This is a genomic window from Shewanella sp. SP2S2-4 (genome assembly GCF_031932025.1).
Taxonomy (GTDB): Bacteria; Pseudomonadota; Gammaproteobacteria; order Enterobacterales; family Shewanellaceae; genus Shewanella; species Shewanella baltica.
In genome coordinates, this window is sequence record NZ_JAUOER010000015.1 from 31,320 (window position 1) to 48,561 (window position 17,242).

At 47.9% G+C, this 17,242-nt stretch carries 11 protein-coding genes; 6 read left to right on the forward strand and 5 right to left on the reverse strand.

The genetic code is table 11. From position 1 onward, the window contains the following. The first annotated feature begins 53 nt into the window (after positions 1-53). Both Q4Q54_RS13215 and Q4Q54_RS13220 read left to right on the forward strand, forming a co-directional pair. The gene (locus Q4Q54_RS13215; RefSeq protein ID WP_311988674.1) at positions 54-3,770 is read left to right on the forward strand and encodes a response regulator; all 3,717 of its coding nucleotides are present in this window, start codon (positions 54-56) and stop codon (positions 3,768-3,770) included. A gap of 120 nt (positions 3,771-3,890) precedes the next feature. Beyond that, on the forward strand, positions 3,891-6,299 hold the full coding sequence (locus Q4Q54_RS13220) for a zinc-dependent metalloprotease (RefSeq protein ID WP_311988675.1): 2,409 nt from the start codon (positions 3,891-3,893) through the stop codon (positions 6,297-6,299). Between the two features lie 20 nt (positions 6,300-6,319). On the opposite strand, the gene Q4Q54_RS13225 is transcribed toward Q4Q54_RS13220, so the two are convergent. Next, positions 6,320-8,128, reverse strand: a complete 1,809-nt coding sequence (locus Q4Q54_RS13225) for a protein kinase domain-containing protein (protein WP_012588629.1) — start codon at positions 8,126-8,128, stop codon at positions 6,320-6,322. Positions 8,129-8,377: 249 nt separating this feature from the next. Here Q4Q54_RS13225 and Q4Q54_RS13230 point away from each other — a divergent pair, with 249 nt between their 5' ends. Beyond that, positions 8,378-8,719, forward strand: coding sequence for a hypothetical protein (locus Q4Q54_RS13230; protein WP_006080029.1), 342 nt, complete (start codon positions 8,378-8,380; stop codon positions 8,717-8,719). 102 nt (positions 8,720-8,821) lie between these two features. Next, on the forward strand, positions 8,822-9,478 hold the full coding sequence (locus Q4Q54_RS13235) for a thiopurine S-methyltransferase (protein WP_311988676.1): 657 nt from the start codon (positions 8,822-8,824) through the stop codon (positions 9,476-9,478). Positions 9,479-9,747: 269 nt separating this feature from the next. Here Q4Q54_RS13235 and Q4Q54_RS13240 read toward each other — a convergent pair whose 3' ends face one another. Next, positions 9,748-9,939 carry a bacterioferritin-associated ferredoxin gene (locus tag Q4Q54_RS13240; RefSeq protein WP_006080031.1) on the reverse strand — a complete coding sequence of 64 codons (192 nt, stop codon included), beginning with the start codon at positions 9,937-9,939 and terminating at the stop codon, positions 9,748-9,750. Positions 9,940-10,200: 261 nt separating this feature from the next. Between Q4Q54_RS13240 and Q4Q54_RS13245 the strand changes: the two genes are divergently transcribed. Then, complete coding sequence (locus tag Q4Q54_RS13245; RefSeq protein ID WP_311988677.1) at positions 10,201-11,775, forward strand: methyl-accepting chemotaxis protein; 1,575 nt, start codon at positions 10,201-10,203, stop codon at positions 11,773-11,775. A 104-nt stretch (positions 11,776-11,879) separates the two neighbouring features. Here the strand turns inward: Q4Q54_RS13245 and Q4Q54_RS13250 are convergent, their stop codons facing one another. Next, positions 11,880-12,815 carry a D-2-hydroxyacid dehydrogenase gene (locus Q4Q54_RS13250; protein WP_006080035.1) on the reverse strand — a complete coding sequence of 312 codons (936 nt, stop codon included), beginning with the start codon at positions 12,813-12,815 and terminating at the stop codon, positions 11,880-11,882. Positions 12,816-12,909: 94 nt separating this feature from the next. On the opposite strand from Q4Q54_RS13250, the gene Q4Q54_RS13255 reads away from it, so the two are divergent. Then, positions 12,910-13,242, forward strand: coding sequence for a DUF3392 domain-containing protein (locus Q4Q54_RS13255; protein WP_006080036.1), 333 nt, complete (start codon positions 12,910-12,912; stop codon positions 13,240-13,242). Between the two features lie 20 nt (positions 13,243-13,262). Here the strand turns inward: Q4Q54_RS13255 and Q4Q54_RS13260 are convergent, their stop codons facing one another. Together Q4Q54_RS13260 and Q4Q54_RS13265 are read right to left on the reverse strand one after the other, a co-directional pair. Beyond that, positions 13,263-13,985: a glycerophosphodiester phosphodiesterase family protein gene (locus Q4Q54_RS13260; RefSeq protein WP_311988678.1), complete on the reverse strand. Its 723-nt coding sequence runs from the start codon at positions 13,983-13,985 to the stop codon at positions 13,263-13,265. Positions 13,986-13,999: 14 nt separating this feature from the next. Then, a complete protein-coding gene (locus tag Q4Q54_RS13265; protein WP_311988679.1) occupies positions 14,000-17,203 on the reverse strand; it encodes a mechanosensitive ion channel domain-containing protein in 3,204 nt (1,067 codons plus the stop codon). Positions 17,204-17,242: the final 39 nt, after the last annotated feature.

The following is a 17,242-nucleotide window of genomic DNA, read 5'->3' on the forward strand; positions in this document are numbered from 1 at the left end:
CATAGCTTTTGCCGCCGTTGGCTGAAATCAAGCGCTGCAATCAAGGGTAGTGGATGAAATCGAGTGAGCCGGATCTGCAACTAAAATCGCCGATCCAGAAGAACTACAACCGTGCCGTTTTTTATACGTACATCGGCGTTATCGTCATGTCTTTGTTGACCGCATGGATGTTTTTCGACCGCCAAAAAGCACAGCAGATGGAGCAGCGTGAAGAGCAGGTTCAGCGCCATGTATTGCAAATCGATTTGCTACTTGAGTCGAGCATTAGAGCGGTAAAAAGCTTACGTGACGTTGCCGTGGATCATTTGCGCTTAGGCGAACTCGTGCGTAAAGAACGCTTACCCCAATACGGTAAATTCAACGAAAGCGGCCAGTATTTTACCTTAGAACCTAGCTACGCCCAGAGCGGTGAGCCTTTTACTAACATGGGTAGGATCACTGGTGCAGGTTCCCTCGATGGCCGCAGCGACAAGTTCTATCAAGAGCTTGAGATGTTGTTTGAGCTGTCACTGTCATTCCCCGTCGCCAAAGAAGCCGCCCCGAAAGCCTCGGCAATTTATTACCTGTCAAAACGTAGGATTATGTCCTACTTCCCTTGGTCGAATGACGATCAACGTTTTAGGGACGAATTACTCAACAAGAAACAGTTTCAATACGCCACCCCGGCAATGAACCCGCAGCGCAGTGTGTTCTGGAGCGAAGCCTATGTCGACTCCACGGGCAAAGGCTTATTGACCACTTTAGGTGTGCCTGTTTATTTGGACGATGAGTTCATTGGCTCAATTAACTTAGACATGACGCTTGCCTCGTTAGCACGGCAAATTCGGGTCTACTTTAAGATGCCGGGCACAGTGATTTTGCTCGACCAACAGAACAATATTTTATCCCACAGCGATTTTGATAGCTCAGACATCAATCGGGTTTATCACATCAGCCAACGTATTCCCTCTGAGCTGCATTCTTTACCTGAGTCGGAATTATTCGATGCCCACGACGGCATCATACGCAACGGCTATTACATTCACTCGGTTGCCCTGCATAACGCGCCTTGGCGTTTACTGTATTTGCAGGATGAAGACGACCTATTCCAAGACTCGTGGGAAAAACTACAGCTGACCTTTATTTTGGTGGTGATCGCCCTGTCTGTGTTGGTGACCATAGTGCATTGGCAGACGCGCCGCTCTTTTGTAAGCCCTGCCTCGCGACTACTGTCGCACCTAGAGGGTTGCTCGCAAGAGCCGCGTAAGCCACCGGAGAAAATAACCCGCGGCTGGGAACCTTGGTTCTTGCTGGTGAGTCGGATTTTTGAGGAAAACAAGCAATATACCCACCATCTGGCTGAGCAGAATAAGCGGCTCGATAAGCTAGTGGCGCGGCGTACTGAACGCTTAAAAGACACCACAGAGCGGCGTGAGCGCGAATATGCGCTACTGCGTTCTTTGCTTGACTCAATCCCTGAAGCTATTGTCTTTAAAGACAAAGAAGGCAACTACTTAGGTTGTAACAAGGCGGCTGAGCGCATGCTAGGTTACACAGAGAGCGAGATGATAGGTTTGTCATCTGAGGATCTGACCTCGCCTGAAATGGGTATACGTATCCGCGCCGAAGACGAACAAGTCCTAAAAGATCGCACGCCGCTGCGCTACCAAGAAAAGGTTGAGCTTGCGGGTAAACCTGTGCTGCTCGATACCCTTAAACTGCCTTTCTATAATCGCCGCGGCGAACTGCAGGGCCTGATTGCCGTGTGGCGTGATGTGACGCGCGAATACGAATCCGCCGAACAATTGCGCCTGTCCGAAGAGCGTTATCACTTAGCTATGGATGCGGTGGAGGATGGCCTGTGGGATTGGTATTTAGACTCTGAACAGATCATTTGTAACCCAGCCTATTATTCTATGTTGGGTTACAAAACCAATGAGTTCCCCGCTCTTGTGTCGACGATTGATGAATTATCCCATCCCGACGATCGGATTCGCGTCGAGGAATACCGTGCTCAGTATCTCGCGGACCCTGTCGGCGCTTACGAAATCGAATTCCGTATGTTAGGTAAAAATGGCGGCTATCACTGGGTGTTATCCCGTGGCCGTGTGGTGGAGTTCACCGCCGAAGGTCAGCCTAAGCGTATGCTCGGTACCCATAAGGATATTACCCGCCATAAGAGTAACGAAGTGGCGCTTTTGGAAGCCAAGCAAGACGCCGAATTAGCTAACCTCTACAAGAGTGAATTCTTGGCCAACATGAGCCATGAGATCCGCACGCCGATGAATGCCATTATCGGTATGTTGCAGTTGGCACAGCGCACCTCGTTAACGGCGCAGCAGAAAGATTACCTCGAAAAAGCCGGTTTCTCGGCGCAATCGCTACTGAGGATCATCAACGATATTCTCGACTTCTCTAAAATTGAGGCGGGTAAGTTGGAGCTTGAGCGGGTGCCATTCCCGCTGGATAAAGTGCTCGATCATGCCCTCGATCTCAATGCGCTCAAGGCACAGGAGCAGGGCGTTGAGTTACTCTTGTATGCCCCTGTGACAGCGGGACTCATGCTTAAAGGCGATCCGCTGCGTTTAGGCCAAGTGCTGATTAACCTGTTATCGAATGCGGTGAAATTTACCCAATCTGGCGAGATTGAGCTGGGTTGTGAAGATGTCGGCGAGCGAGATCATCGGATTACCTTGAAGTTCTGGGTGCGCGATACGGGGATCGGCATAGGTAAAGATCAACAGGATAAGTTGTTTGATGCCTTTGCCCAAGCCGACGGTTCGACTACCCGTAAATACGGTGGCACTGGCTTAGGTTTATCGATCAGTAAGCATCTGGTGTCTATGATGGGCGGTAAGATGCAAGTGCAGAGTGAGCTTGGGGTCGGCAGTACCTTTAGCTTTACCATCAGCTTTGAAATTGCCGAAGCCGCTAAGATTGAGCCTTTCGTCGTGCCGGAAAAACTCAATAGCCTACGCACCTTAGTCGTTGACGATAACCCGACTGCACTGCAAATTTATTCGACCTTGATGCGAGATTTCCACTTCGAAGTCGATACCGCCGCCAGTGGCGCCGAAGCGCTGTATAAACTGTCGCGGGCGCCAATCGATCTGCTATTGCTCGACTGGATGATGCCAGAAATGGACGGCAGCGATGTGGTCAGCGCCATAGATACTATGGTCGCCGAAGGCCGCTTAGCGAAACGGCCTGTGATTATCATGATGACGGCCTATGCGGCAGAGCCCTTGCAGCATGAAGTCGATAGTGCCAATGTGTTTGCCGTACTGCAAAAACCGTTCAAGGCATCGAGCCTGTTCGATGAGATTATTGCCGCTTTTGCCGATGAGCCGAGATTGAATGTGGTTCAGCCTATGGTTGAAGTCCAAGTTGAGGACGGAGAACACACAGGTTTAGTGCTGCTGGTGGAAGATAATTTTATCAACCAGCAAGTGGCCACTGAACTCCTTAAAAGTGCAGGCTATGAAGTGGTGCTGGCCGACAATGGTCAAGTAGCGCTGGATACCATAGACTCGCGGCCGTTTGATGCCGTGTTGATGGATATTCAAATGCCAGTGATGGACGGGTTAACCGCTGCAAAGGCACTGCGTGAGCGTTTTAATGCCGATGAACTGCCTATTATTGCCATGACAGCCCATGCCATGTCGGGCGACAGGGAAAAAAGTTTAGCGGCGGGGATGAATGCCCACATCACTAAACCTATAGTGCTCAACGAATTATTTGAAACATTAAATCACTGGATCAAACATAAGAACCAGCATCTGAATCGTTAATTTATTTGCTCGGGGCCAGTGATGGCCTCGCGTTATTTACTTTTAAGCAATCGCTTGAGATCAAGAGTCATCGATAACTTATTAAGGTAAATAACGCAGCCAGCCGTATCAGGAGGAAAGATGAAACCCCAAAGTTTAGCCTTAGCCTTATCCATAGCGCTGTTAGGATTTCCCACAGTTACCGTCGCAGCAGCCGCGCCTAGTGCCAAGATTATTAAGCAAAGCCAAGAGGCGAAAGGGTTTCTTAATCTCTATTACGAGGAATCTCAGGGAGAGTTGTACCTTGAGGTCAATCGCTTAAATCAGCCTTTTCTCTTGGTCACTAGTTTGCCGCAGGGTGTAGGTTCGAACGACATTGGTCTCGATCGTGGCCAACTGGGTCAGACCCGCATGGTGCAGTTTGAGCGCCAAGGTCCCTATGTTTTACTCAAGCAACTCAATACCCAATATCGTGCGAATACCACTGACGCCGCTGAGCAAAGAGCGGTTGCAGAAGCCTTTGCCGATTCAGTACTATGGCAAGGCAAAGTGATTGAGGGCAAGCCAGATCTGGTGGCAGTCAACGATCTGGTGCTCAATGATTTACACGGCGTATCTTCCGTATTGCAACAAACAGAGCAGGGCAATTATCGGCTCGATTTGAGTCGTTCTGTCATCCTACCCAAAGGGATTAAATCCTTTGAGAAAAATGCCGATGTGGATGTGCAACTCACCTTTAAAGGCGATGTCGCAGGCGCGCAGGTCGCACAGGTAACCCCCGACGGCACCTTAATGTCGGTGCGGATGCGTTATTCCTTTGTTGAGCTGCCTGATACTGATTACCAGCCGCGGGCTTATCATCCTATGAGCGGCTATTTGTCCGATGAGTATCAAGACTATGCGACGCCCTTTGACCAACCGTTAGTGCAGCGTTTTATCCTGCGCCACCGTTTACAGAAAGTGCATCCAGGTCCAGCGCCAAGTGAAGTCGTTAAACCTATTACTTATTATCTCGATCCCGGTGTGCCAGAACCGATACGTTCGGCCTTGCTCGATGGCGCGCGCTGGTGGGAGACGGCTTTTACTCGCGCCGGATTTATCAACGGCTTTAAAGTTGAGTTATTGCCGGTAGATGCCGATCCGCAGGATATTCGCTACAACATGATCCAATGGGTGCACAGGGCGACGCGGGGTTGGTCCTATGGCGCTGCACTGACCGATCCACGCACTGGTGAAATCATTAAGGGTCAAGTCACGCTCGGCAGCTTGCGTGTGCGGCAGGATTACTTGATTGCCAAAGGCTTAACCGCTGGCTGGCAGGATAGAGTGGCGGCCGAGAAAGCGGCGACAGCCTTGTCGCTGGCGCGTATTCGCCAACTGGCCGCCCATGAAGTTGGCCATACCTTAGGGCTTGATCATAACTTTGCCGCTTCGACCAATCAGGATGCCTCTGTGATGGATTATCCCCATCCGAAAATCCTGCTAAAGGGCAATGATATTGATATTTCAGCACCTTACACTACAGGTGTTGGCCCTTGGGATGATTTTGCTATCGCCTATGGTTATAGCGATCAAGGTGATGCCCGTACCCAACAAGCACTGCAAGTCGACTTACTGGCCGATGTGGCGAAACGTGGCTTACGTTATATCGGTGAGGCCGATTCTCGGCAAAAGGATGCGAGTCAGGCCTATGCCAGTTTGTGGGATAGTGGTGACGATCCGATCGACCAGTTGGGTAAGCTCGACAAAATTCGCACTAGGGCGATTGCGGGATTCTCCAGTGCAGCCTTGTTACCCAATGAGCCACTGGGCGAGCTAGCCGATGCCTTTGCGCCAATTTATTTGCTGACGCGTTATCAAATCGATGCGGTTGCTAAGTTTATTGGCGGCACTGACTATAACTATCAATCTATCGGCGAAGGCAGCCGCTGGAGCTATATTGCGCCGCAATTGCAGTTAACGGGTTTAGATGCGTTGCTTAAAACCTTAGATGCCGCGAGTTTAACTGTGCCGCAAACCTTGCTCGACAGTTTAGTACCAAAGGCGGGGAATTATCATGCCACGCGGGAATCCTTTGACTCAGGTTTAGGCGCAATTAACGATCCTCTCGGCATGGCTGAAGTATTTAGCCGCCATACTGTTAGCTTGCTATTGATGCCTAAGCGTTTGAACCGTGTCAGCCAAGCATCCATGGCCGATAGCGAGCAGTTATCGGTGACAACATTACTGGATAAGTTATTCGCGGCGACCTTGTATCAAGAAGACAAGCTTGGGCTGGTCGAAGGCGTGTGGATGCGAGTGAACGCTGTGGTGATTGATGAAGTACTGGCAACACTGCACAATCCTCAAACCTCACCAGAGGTGAGGGCTGCGATTAACGATCGCGCTCAGTTTGTGATTAAGCAATTGAAAGCGAGGTCGAATCGAGCCAATGCAAGTCTTGCTGCCCATTACACTTGGTTGCAACAAGGTCTGGCTGCGGGCTTAACCGATGCTAAGGTTAAGCTGATCCCTAAGCCGTTAACCTTACCGCCGGGATCGCCGATTTAACCCGATGAACATAGGCGCCATTAGGCGCCTATTTCTTTTGGATTTTTTGGATAAAAGTGATCGGCTTTACGCTCTAGATGAGTAAAGCGGCGGGTGTTTTTGTAAGGTAGTTTCATAAAGCCCGACACGCCGTGACCTTGGATTTTGCCGACATGATGCAAGATGCGATCGAGGCTGGCGCGAAACGCCGCTTGCTTACGCGGATTGAGCAGCTTCAAGTAACTGTGAATTTTTAAGTGATTCGGCAGCGCCTCAAAAATGATACAGCCTGTGTGGTGAATTTGGTTGATGCGGGCTAATTCTTCCATGATCTCCACCGGTAATTCGAGGTTTTCATCGGGATCTTTACCGTCTTCAAAATAAGAGTGTAAGCGCGACTTATCTTCTAAGGTGGGCACATCACCGACTTCAAAGGGTAATTGCAGATCGGCGCTGGCGACAAACGGCTCGCTGATATCTGTGCGTTCGATATGCAGCGTGTCTTTGGCGTTAAAGAAACAGGCCTTAAATACCCCAATACGTTTAATTCCCCGTGCTAAGTCCACCATATTGTTGACCGCAATAATTAAGGCACTTTTTTGTTTTGCATCGTAAATCGCAAGATTGGAGTCGATAAACACGCCTGTTTCCTGCCAATGAATAGCCAGACCACCCACGATCGGATATTGCGCTAACCGACCCACGGCGGCGATAAAGCCTTTTTCGGTATCGCCCATGCCTGCGAGGAAGTTGCGGTAATATTTTTCGAGCTGAATATCATCCATCTTAGCGATAGGATCTTGGGCGTTATGTTCCTTCAAAAAGGACTTACGCGAGCTGTAGCTGACGGTTTCAACATCTTTGTCGCGGGATTGGACCCACACAGGAATTTCACCCTGTAACTCAGCCTTGGGCAGTTCTGGTAAATGCAGTCTGTGGCTGTGGCGCATACTTTTCAAAAAGTAATCGCCAGCAATGTTGCGCTGCTTAGGATCTGTGCTGAGCATGCCCTCTAAGGTACGGGCTAATTCCATTGGTAAGCCAATGCTGGTGGGCGAGATAACTTGTGCGCCGAAGCGGCTTGCTTGCCCTGAGGCAAGGGCATACAGAGTTGCTGCTACACCTTGCTCATCGAAGCGCGGGCTGGAGAGTGCCCCATTGAGTTGCTCTTCGCCGATAAAGTACACATCGCCCATACGGGCGTTGGTATGTTGTTGATCGCTCGACATTAACGCCATCACATTGTCTTCGACCGGCTTATTATGTTCATCCCGCTGGGCAAACACCGCCGATCCCCAATCGATCAACGATAAGTGTTGCTGCTCAATGTCGTAAACCAGGTTCGAAGGTTTGATATCGCCGTGCACTAAAGGCTTGCCCGTGCGCAGGTAATACAAGATATCGGCGAGTTGGCGGGCGATGCTCATGACCATAGCTGTGGGCAGGGCGCCCATGCGGCGGCAAAGTTGGTCGAGATCTTCGCCTTTTGCCCGCTCCATCACGAGTATGCCTTGCTTGCCCACTCGCTCAAATTTGATCGCCCCCGGCACATTGGGATGCTTGAGTAAGGACAGCATAAAGGCTTCTTCTTCTAGCCTATCTTGTATATGTTGCGGCAGATTAATCCGCGAGAACTTAAACACATGGGCATCGCCCGCTTGATTGATACCCGCAAACACGAAACCGTAGGCACCTTTGCCGACCAATTCGATATCGGTATAACCTAACTTGCTCAGCTGCTGTTTACAGAGACGGATCCACGCCTTGTGTTTACGGGCATCATTGGCTTTGAGCAAGTAAATGGATTGCTCTTCAGAAATATAAAAATGCTGCAGCTGAGGTGTTTGCAAATTGTGCTCCTTGTTTTGTTCATTTAACCAGTAAGCGGGGGCGATAATCAAATAGCGGCTGGCTTTATTTTAGGATTCAGAGCGGCATTAGTGATCAGCGTCAGGCGCGGCTTACCTATACCATCATTTCGTCACTGACTTTGACTTACATCAAGTTAAATCTTCGCGACTATAGGTAATCTTTGGGACATGAGATGGAATCAGTTTTTGTTAATTAACCAACAGACAAAGTGCAGCTAAGGAGGGCATATGCCCACCCAATATAAAGCCTTGTTGATCGAGCTATTGGAATATCCGCGTAAGCGAATTTTGCAGTCAATGGAAGTGACCCATTGCCCACATGCGGTATTTTTTAATGATAGCGACGAGCAATGTTTAACTTGTCATCAGGGCATGGAATGTATCTGGATGAACCAGAACGACGAGCTGGTGGCCGTGAACGAAAAATCGATTGCCGAGTTAAAACAGCAGTTATTGATCGCCGTGGATTTTGTTGACTCATCGTTAAGCCCGCACCATTTATCACGCCGTCAATGTCAATGTGATAACTGTGTTTGGCTGCGTAAAGTGCAAGCCACGTTAGATCAGTAAGTGAGTCTTTACATTGCTGAGTTTGTCGAATGGCAGGGAGCTTTGCATCCGCTTTAAAATGTCATTAGAGTAAGGACAACTTTAGCGAATAGAGATAAACCCATGGAACCCGGTTTTTGGCATGAAAAGTGGCACCAGCAGCAAATAGGTTTTCATCAGCAAGACATCAATCCTTTCCTCGTTAAGTATTGGCAGCAGCTTGGATTACCCGCAAATACGCAGGTTTTTGTGCCCTTATGCGGCAAGTCGCTAGACATGTGTTTCTTGGCCGAACAAGGGCATCAGGTCATAGGTTGTGAGTTGAATGAATTGGCGGTGCAGCAATTTTTCAGCGATAACCAACTCGAGATGACACAAACGACCGTGGGTGAACATCAGCATTATCACACTGAGCAGATCAGTTTGTATCAAGGTGATATTTTCACTCTGCCTAAGACTATCACTCAAGAAGTGACAGCATTTTATGATCGCGCCGCGTTGATCGCATGGCCAGAGAGCATGCGTGCACAATATGCCAAGCAGCTAGCGAGCTTGTTACCTAGCGGCAGTGTCGGCTTATTAGTGACCTTAGATTATCCGCAGGAAGCCTTAATTGGCCCACCTTTCGCCGTATCCCCAACTTGGGTTGAGCAGCATCTGAGTGATGACTTTGACATTGAAGTATTAGCCTCCCAAGATGTGTTGGCCGACAATCCCCGCTTTATTAAAAAAGCCGTGCCTTGGCTTAATGAAGCCGCCTATTTGTTGAAACGTAAGTAGGGTTGAAACGTAAGTAGAATTGACTCGAAAGTGGATCTGCAACCCCATTGAATGATCAGTAGTATTAGAGTTCAGTGGGGACTTGTCATTAAAACATCATATCTAAAGTCTAAACTGGCAAGATTATTTAAGACGAAGTGGCGGGCGGATAGAAAGCTTTGTTTTCGCTGGACTTTTTTTGATTGAGTTTGCTTGAGTCAGCGTGGTTTTAGCTTGTCGGAAGTGTGTTCGTTAGCGAGTTCCCCTTACCACTCTATTCGCGATTCAATTTACGCGACTTCGTAATAATTAGGCTCACGCTCTAATTGATTCTGGATGATCTGTACCGCCATTCTTGCACACTTGCCACATTGATCGGCAACACCTAAGCGCTTTTTCACGTCAGCAAGCGAGCTATCGCCCTGGCTTACGGCATTTTTAATTTGCGTATCGGTGATCGCATGGCAAAGACAAACGTACATATATTAGTCTCCAAAGGAATTGCGCTAATTCTAAATGAAAACGCTTATCAAATGCAATCATGATTTTTGAGTGATTTTCATACATCAACGTTTTTGTTACATGGCGCACGTTTTATCGTCTATGCTAGATGTGTTTTAGCATTACACTGCTAGGCAGTTTTAGAAGTAGGTTCAGGAATATAGAGTCAGGGTGATGATGCCTCACGGATGGATAACTCATGGATGAATAACGAAGAATTAATCAAAGATCCATAAGGTTTCATGAGAACTAATCTACCAGTTACACAGCGAGAATATGATTATCCAGCGGATTGGATTTTATTGTCGACCACGGATACTCAAAGTCATATTACCTACGCCAACCAATCCTTTTGTACCGTTGCCGGTTTTGAACTCGATGCCATGTTAGGCAAGCCTCACAACATGGTGCGTCATCCAGATATGCCCCCCCATGCGTTTGAAGATATGTGGCGCTGCATCAAAAAAGGCGAGCCTTGGAAAGGGATAGTGAAAAATCGCTGTGCCAATGGCGATCACTATTGGGTTGATGCCTATGTCTCACCCATTTCAGTTAATGGCAAAGTCGTCGAGTTTCAATCTGTACGCACTAAACCCACCCGCGAGCAGGTTAAGCGTGCAGAAACGGCTTATGCAGAATTGAACAAAAATGGCAGCGTCAGCGCGTTAAAACGTACAGTGAGCATGCCCACCAAATTGCTGTTATTAGCATTACTTGCCATGCTGCCGATGCTTTACCTTGCTTTGCAAATTGGCTTAATGGGCTTTATAGCTCTAGCGATTAGCATTCTGGTATTGCTGGTGGGCGGTAATCTGGTGCTGAGTCGTTATTATGCTATCGTGGCTAAGGCAAAGCATATCTACGATAACCCTTTGATGGCACATATTTACAGTGGAAACTCTGATGATCTTGGCGCGATTGATTTAGCGCTGCAAATGCAAAATTCAGAGCTTAAGTCGATTCTGGGGCGTGCATCGGATTCCTGTAATAACGTGTCAGAACAGGCCAAAATTTCTGCCGCCAAGGGCAAACAAATCCAGAGTACCAGTCAGGCTCAACTGTCTGAAATAGAACAAGTCGCTACGGCGATGCAGGAAATGACCGCCACATTAGGCGATATGTCCTCCAATTGTGCTGATGCAGCCAGTGCCTCGCAAATGGCATCCGCTGAAACCATCAATGGCGATAAAACGGTGTCGAGCACCATTAGCTCGATTCAAGCTATGGCGGAGCAGCTGCAACAAACATCAAAGGTGATTACTGAGTTAGAAGCCCACAGTAAAGATATTGGCACAGTACTCGATGTGATTCAGAGTATTGCGGGTCAGACGAATCTACTGGCATTAAATGCCGCGATTGAAGCGGCTCGCGCGGGTGAGCAAGGGCGTGGCTTTGCCGTTGTTGCTGACGAGGTTAGGGCCTTGGCGCAACGTACCCACGATGCTACTAAGGAAATCCAAAGCATGATTAACCTGTTGCAGCAGGGGACCAACAAAGCTGTGGTCAGCATGCAGCAAGGAGTGGTTGCCGCTGCCGACTGTATTTCAACAGCGGATCTTGCGGGCGCAGCCTTACGCACAATCCGTGAGGCCATTTCGACCATTACCGATATGACGCACCATATTGCTAGTGCGGTTGAAGAGCAATCGAGCGTGGCGAATGAGATGAATCGCAGCGTGGTGAATGTGTCGCAATTTACCCATTCCAGCCATCAACTTGGCAGTGAAATGGTCGGCTTGAACGATGAAGTGACTCGCGAGATGGATTCTCACTCAGTCTTGGTTGATCAATTCTTAAAGCGCAGCTTTAGGGTGTAATCACCTAAAACTTAAGATAAAAAGGCAATAGTCTGACTATTGCCTTTGCTTTTTCTGATCCCTGACTCAATTTCAATTCTCTAACTTAATTCCTGAGCGCTAACTCAATAGCCCTTACTAAAGTCGATTCGATTCTGCAGTGTCTCACCGCTAATGTAGCGGCGATAGTTTTGGCTAAAAATCTCGACGATTTGTGCGGGATGGCTGGGCGCAGAAATATGCGGCGTAATGATGGCATTTCCCCGCTCCCAAATGGGATGGCTATTAGGTAAAGGTTCTTGAGCAAAAACATCTAAAACCGCTTGTTGAGCAGGTTTAGCGATAAGCTGGATATTGAGTGCATCGAGATCGAGTGCATCACCGCGGCCAACGTTAAACAGCACAGCATCATCTTTTAGCTTGCCTAAGGTATCAGCGTTAAGCAGGCTTTGGGTTGCCGGAGTGCTGGGCAGTAAATTCACTACCACATCGGCTTGCGTTAACGTCTGGGCTAAATTGGCCATCGCTTCAATAGCATCAAAACCTTCAACTGTATTACCACTACGATTGATCCCTGTGACATGCATGCCAAAGTGCTTTGCCGTCTTCGCGAGATGCTGGGCAATTGAGCCAGTACCGAGTATGAGTAATCGCATTCCTTGTAAACTTGAGTGGCGTATGGGAGGTTGAACTTGCCACTGTTTTTGCTGTTGCTGCTGGCGATAAAAACCATGACCACGGATATGCGCGAGTAAATAACCGAACACAAACTCACTCATCAGCGGGCCAAAAATGCCTTTAATATTGGTGAGTTGATAGTCTTTTCTGCCCCTTGGGCTCATCAGAGCATCTATGCCTGCAAAGCTTGATTGTAACCATTGCAGATTTTTAGCATGGGGCAATAGGGGCGCGGCGAGTTTAGGTTCGGCTAACCAAATATCAGCATCAATTATGCCCGCTGGATTATCGTCGAGTATCTCTAAATCAGGGAGTTCCTGCGCCTCAATCAAATCGCGATACTGTTGATTTGCCTTCGTTAGCAAGAGTAACTTGTGCCCCATGGCGTCTCCCTTTATGCTTGGTTATTGTTATTTTTCAATGTGCTGTCGTGGCCACTTCGAGGGATTACGCAGCATCTTTTTAGGTTGAGTCATTATGGATCAGTTAGTCGCCCTTATTGCCCAGTTGGGTAACATGCTTCGCCCTTGGGCTTTTGATATTGCTACCGCTATGGTGGTGTGTCTTATTTTGGTTTTTTCAGCGGATGTCAATCGTATCCTAAGGCGTCATTTGTTGGGGCATTCTTTTGTGCTGCGAACATTTGTTTTTATTATTGTGAATGCCTTTGGCTATGGCCTATTGATCGTGAAAGCCACGCCTTGGGTGGCAAGACACATAGTGGCTATGCCATCCCATTGGATGTTTCTGTTAATTGTGGCCATGTTTATTTTTATCGGTTATTGGGCTCAGCGAAATAGCCAAGCTTAATATCGATATCAAGGTTGTCGTTATTCAAAGTAACCAGAGTAATCGGCCGTGGCCACTTGAGCTAAGGCTTGCATGGCACGGTCGGGATAATTGCTGAACACACCATCGACGCCCATCTGCTTAAGTGCATGAATATCATCGCTATGATCGACCGTATAAACATAAACCTTAGCGCCTCTGTTGTGGGCGTCATCCACTAATGCTTGGCTGATAAAGCTGAGATCTAAGTGCAGCGAGTAAGCATTTAGCTCTCCGACCACAGCAGCATTATCAAGTGGAATACTGGCCAGCAGCGGCGCGACTAAAGCCTCGGGCAAAGCTTGTTTAAGTTCGCGCAGATAGGGGTGGTTAAAAGAAGATATCAGTAACTGCTCCTGGGTAAACCCAAGCTGACTTAAGGCCTTTGGATATAAATCGATTAACGGCGTGACGGTATTAATGCCTTTTAATTCAATATTGACTATGCAGCGCCCCGCAATCAGCTCAAGTACTTGCCATAAGGTTGGTATGGGTTCGCCTTTCACATTGATGCTCGCCAGATAATCCTTACTCACTAAATGGATCACGCCAGAGCCCGAGCTTTTATTATCAAGCCTTCGGTCGTGGAACACGACTAACTCACCTTCGACATTATGCACATCGAGCTCGACGGCCTGAGCCCCTAATTCTAACGCTTTAGCCATGGCGGCTAAGGTATTTTCGGCCTGATAACCGCTGGCGCCGCGGTGAGCAAAAATAAGCATGTTCTGCGATCCTATTAGCTTCTAATAATGCCTTGTTGCTCTCGACTTTGACCATTCTTAATATGGATTTCCATTTGCGGATAGGCGAGTTCGAGATTGTTTTCTTTGAGTTTTTTAGTCACTCGTTTATGTAAATCATGGCGCAGTGGCCAACGTGCCGACATATCTTTCGCATAGGCGCGCACTTCATAATCTTGGGTGTGTTTACCAAAGCCGGCAAACCAGACTTCAGGTTCTGGGCTGGCAAGTGCATCTTCACACTCTTGCACCGCTTGGTACAGCGTCGCTTCGACTTTGGCTGGATCAGAATCCCGCGCCACCGACACATAAACAATGACCCGCGTAATAGGATCTGACAAAGACCAGTTGATCAACTGCTCTGTGATAAAGGCCTTGTTCGGGATGATGATTTCCTTTCTATCCCAATCGATAATCGTTGTCGCCCGAATTTGGATTTTACTCACAGTGCCCGTTAAATCGCGAATTGTCACTGTGTCGCCAATTCGTACTGGCTTTTCAAACAAAATGATCAGACCCGAAATAAAGTTGGCGAAAATCTCTTGTAAACCAAAACCTAAACCGAGCGACAGTGCGGCAATCAGCCATTGCAACTTAGACCATTCCATCCCGAGATTAGAGAAGCCGATTAATAACCCGAGGAAAACCACCAGATAACGGCTGACGGTTGTGATCGCAAACCCTGTGCCGGGGGAGAGATCGAGTCTTTGTAGGATCATCAATTCAAGTAAGCCGGGGAGATTGGTAGCAATCATCAGCGAGAAACCAACCACTATCAGCCCAAACATCAAGGACTTCATGGTAATGGGCAGTTGTTGTTCTAGGCCATTAATGCTGGTATTAGTCGTCCACAGCGTGATGCCGTCGAGGAAGGAAAACAGCGCCGTATGGGTTTGAGTCCACAGACCAATCAAGCTGGCTAAAAAGGCCAATAACAACAGCGAACGTACTAGGCCGAGGGATTGGCTCGAAATGGTTTCCAGATCGACCACGGGTTCTTCATAGGTATCGAGTCCATCGGCGGAGAGATGATGGGTTTCACCTTTTTCCCTTTGTGCTAAGCGTTCGGCACGTTTTGCCTTGGCGCGATCGAAGGCGATACGCCGGCGTTCAATCAACATCCAGCGTTTGATCAGCTGGTATAACAGCAAGAAACCGAGACCAAGTACGATCGACAATTGCAGTTGTAACAGCATTTGGAAAGCGGTGAAGTAGTAACCCCTAAAGGCTAAGCCTGCACTTAAAAGAGGCACAGATATCAACAAGGTCCAGAGGATTTTCTGAATGAGTTTTTTGTTTTTACCGTCTTTCTTGGCATCCGAGTTTTTACGGCTAAGAATTAAGATGTCTTTGTATAACAAGAATAAAACGATACAGAAAACAATAAAGGCACCACGGCCTATGCTGTTGCGCACCAGTGAGGTGTCGAGTACTTCGGTAAAGCCCATCAAGCCTAATAATGGACTGGCGACCAGCACAAAGTGTCTGAGTCGTGATTGTCCGGCTTGAATGAGTTTCGAGGGACGTTTGAAATGGCCCACGAGTACGCCTTTGTCGAGCGTGAGAATAAAGATGAAGCGATACAAGAGGTAAACTAAACCAATCGCCAGTATGCCCATGCCCACTGCTTGCACAAAGTTGCGATCGGATTGATAAAAAATCAATCCCGCCATGATCACAGGGAAAGGTTTTATCAAGGCATAACTGACACTGCAGGCGAGTGCCTTGAGGGTGTAAATGAATTTATCTTGGGTCACATTGCCCACATAAGTGGTGTAATGATTTAGCAAGCGATTGAATTTAGGCGTGATTAAGTCCTGTACGACTAAACACAATACCAGCAATATGATCCACCAAGACCAATAATCGTTTTGCTCTTCCCACGCTTTACCCAGTTCATCCCACTGCGCTTGCTGCACTAGCCAAACCGTACTGCGCTCAAGATCTGTCAGCCATAATTTACTGATACTGGCAGCATTAGGCACCCAGAATAAATGCTCGTTTAGGGTATTTTTAAGGGTGAGATGTTGCTGGCTCAGTTGTTGATAGTTGACCTTCAACTTACCTAATTCACTCAAGTATTGGTCATAGCTTTGCATCAGCTGCGAGATCAAACTTTGCTGGGAGTGCAGTAGCTTAATCTGCTGCTCATTGTATAAGCCGGGCTGTTCTAACTCTTGATCATTGAGGGCTTGTTGCTGCTCTAAATGGTATCTGTCTAAGCGCGCATCGGCGATCAGGGTTTGCAGTTTTTCGTGGTTTGGCGGCTTAGGCAGCGATTGCAACATCTGCAAAAAGCGCTCACCAAAGGCGGAGTTCATTTTGACCCAAGTGATCTGTTCTTGGATGTTCGCCAACTGTTTGGCTTGGGATTGATATTGGGTTTCTGCCTGTTCCTGCTGCTCGACCACATTATTGATCTGCAAGGTTAAGGTTTGCAGTTTTTGGCCATAAATCTGGTTAGTGTCGGCAATATTGCGGGTAATGGGATCGAGGACTTTGTCCGTGTTGACTAAGTTTTTGGCTAGGGTGGCATCGGTTTGTTGCTGACGTTGTTTATTTATCGCCTTGTTGATGGTTTCAATTAAGGCTTCTTGCTGCACCAGTTGTTGGCGTACTAGCTGTAATTGCAACTGCGTCAGTTCAATGCGTTTTTGGCTGCTGGCGAGTTCAGCCTCATTGGTCGCAAGGCTTTGTTCAAAGAAGAGTCGTTGAGTTTGTTGTAACTCACCCGTTGGGGTATCAAGTGGGGCGAGTTCAGCCTTTTTGTTTTGGGCGACACTCTGCCTCGCGCTGGCGATCACAGTGGGTAAGTCGTTGTGACGCTGTAATAAATCGTTTACTTGTCGGCCAAGGGTCGATTCGCTTTCTTTAAGCTCAGACAAACGAATATAGGCCATCGAAGCTTGCTGGCTGAGGTCTGTGCCTTTTTCCAGAGAGAGAGGTTTATAGGCTTCTTTCAGCGCTTGGTTGGTGCGCTTCTTGTGTTGTTCAAAATCGATCTGCGCCTGTTGGAAACTGGTCGCACTGGCGGCGAGCTTCTCTATGTTAATTTTTAGGTCGTTAATTTGTTCATCAATGCTGAGATTTTGTTGCTGATCTTGCTTGTTCATGCCAAGACGTTTGTCCAACTGCAAAGGCGAATTGGCTAGGACGGAAAATGAGAAAAAAGCAATAACGAACAATAAAATACGTGGCATATGGGCTAAAGACATTTAGGGGCGAAAGACGCTCCATAT

Excerpts from the sequence above, each read along its gene's own strand:
- Q4Q54_RS13215 (WP_311988674.1), top strand. The coding sequence starts at position 54 with ATGAAATCGAGTGAGCCGGATCTGCAACTAAAATCGCCGATCCAGAAG.
- Q4Q54_RS13220 (WP_311988675.1), top strand. The coding sequence starts at position 3,891 with ATGAAACCCCAAAGTTTAGCCTTAGCCTTATCCATAGCGCTGTTAGGA.
- Q4Q54_RS13230 (WP_006080029.1), top strand. The coding sequence starts at position 8,378 with ATGCCCACCCAATATAAAGCCTTGTTGATCGAGCTATTGGAATATCCG.
- Q4Q54_RS13235 (WP_311988676.1), top strand. The coding sequence starts at position 8,822 with ATGGAACCCGGTTTTTGGCATGAAAAGTGGCACCAGCAGCAAATAGGT.
- Q4Q54_RS13240 (WP_006080031.1), bottom strand. The coding sequence starts at position 9,939 with ATGTACGTTTGTCTTTGCCATGCGATCACCGATACGCAAATTAAAAAT.
- Q4Q54_RS13245 (WP_311988677.1), top strand. The coding sequence starts at position 10,201 with ATGAGAACTAATCTACCAGTTACACAGCGAGAATATGATTATCCAGCG.
- Q4Q54_RS13250 (WP_006080035.1), bottom strand. The coding sequence starts at position 12,815 with ATGGGGCACAAGTTACTCTTGCTAACGAAGGCAAATCAACAGTATCGC.
- Q4Q54_RS13255 (WP_006080036.1), top strand. The coding sequence starts at position 12,910 with ATGGATCAGTTAGTCGCCCTTATTGCCCAGTTGGGTAACATGCTTCGC.
- Q4Q54_RS13260 (WP_311988678.1), bottom strand. The coding sequence starts at position 13,985 with ATGCTTATTTTTGCTCACCGCGGCGCCAGCGGTTATCAGGCCGAAAAT.
- Q4Q54_RS13265 (WP_311988679.1), bottom strand. The coding sequence starts at position 17,203 with ATGCCACGTATTTTATTGTTCGTTATTGCTTTTTTCTCATTTTCCGTC.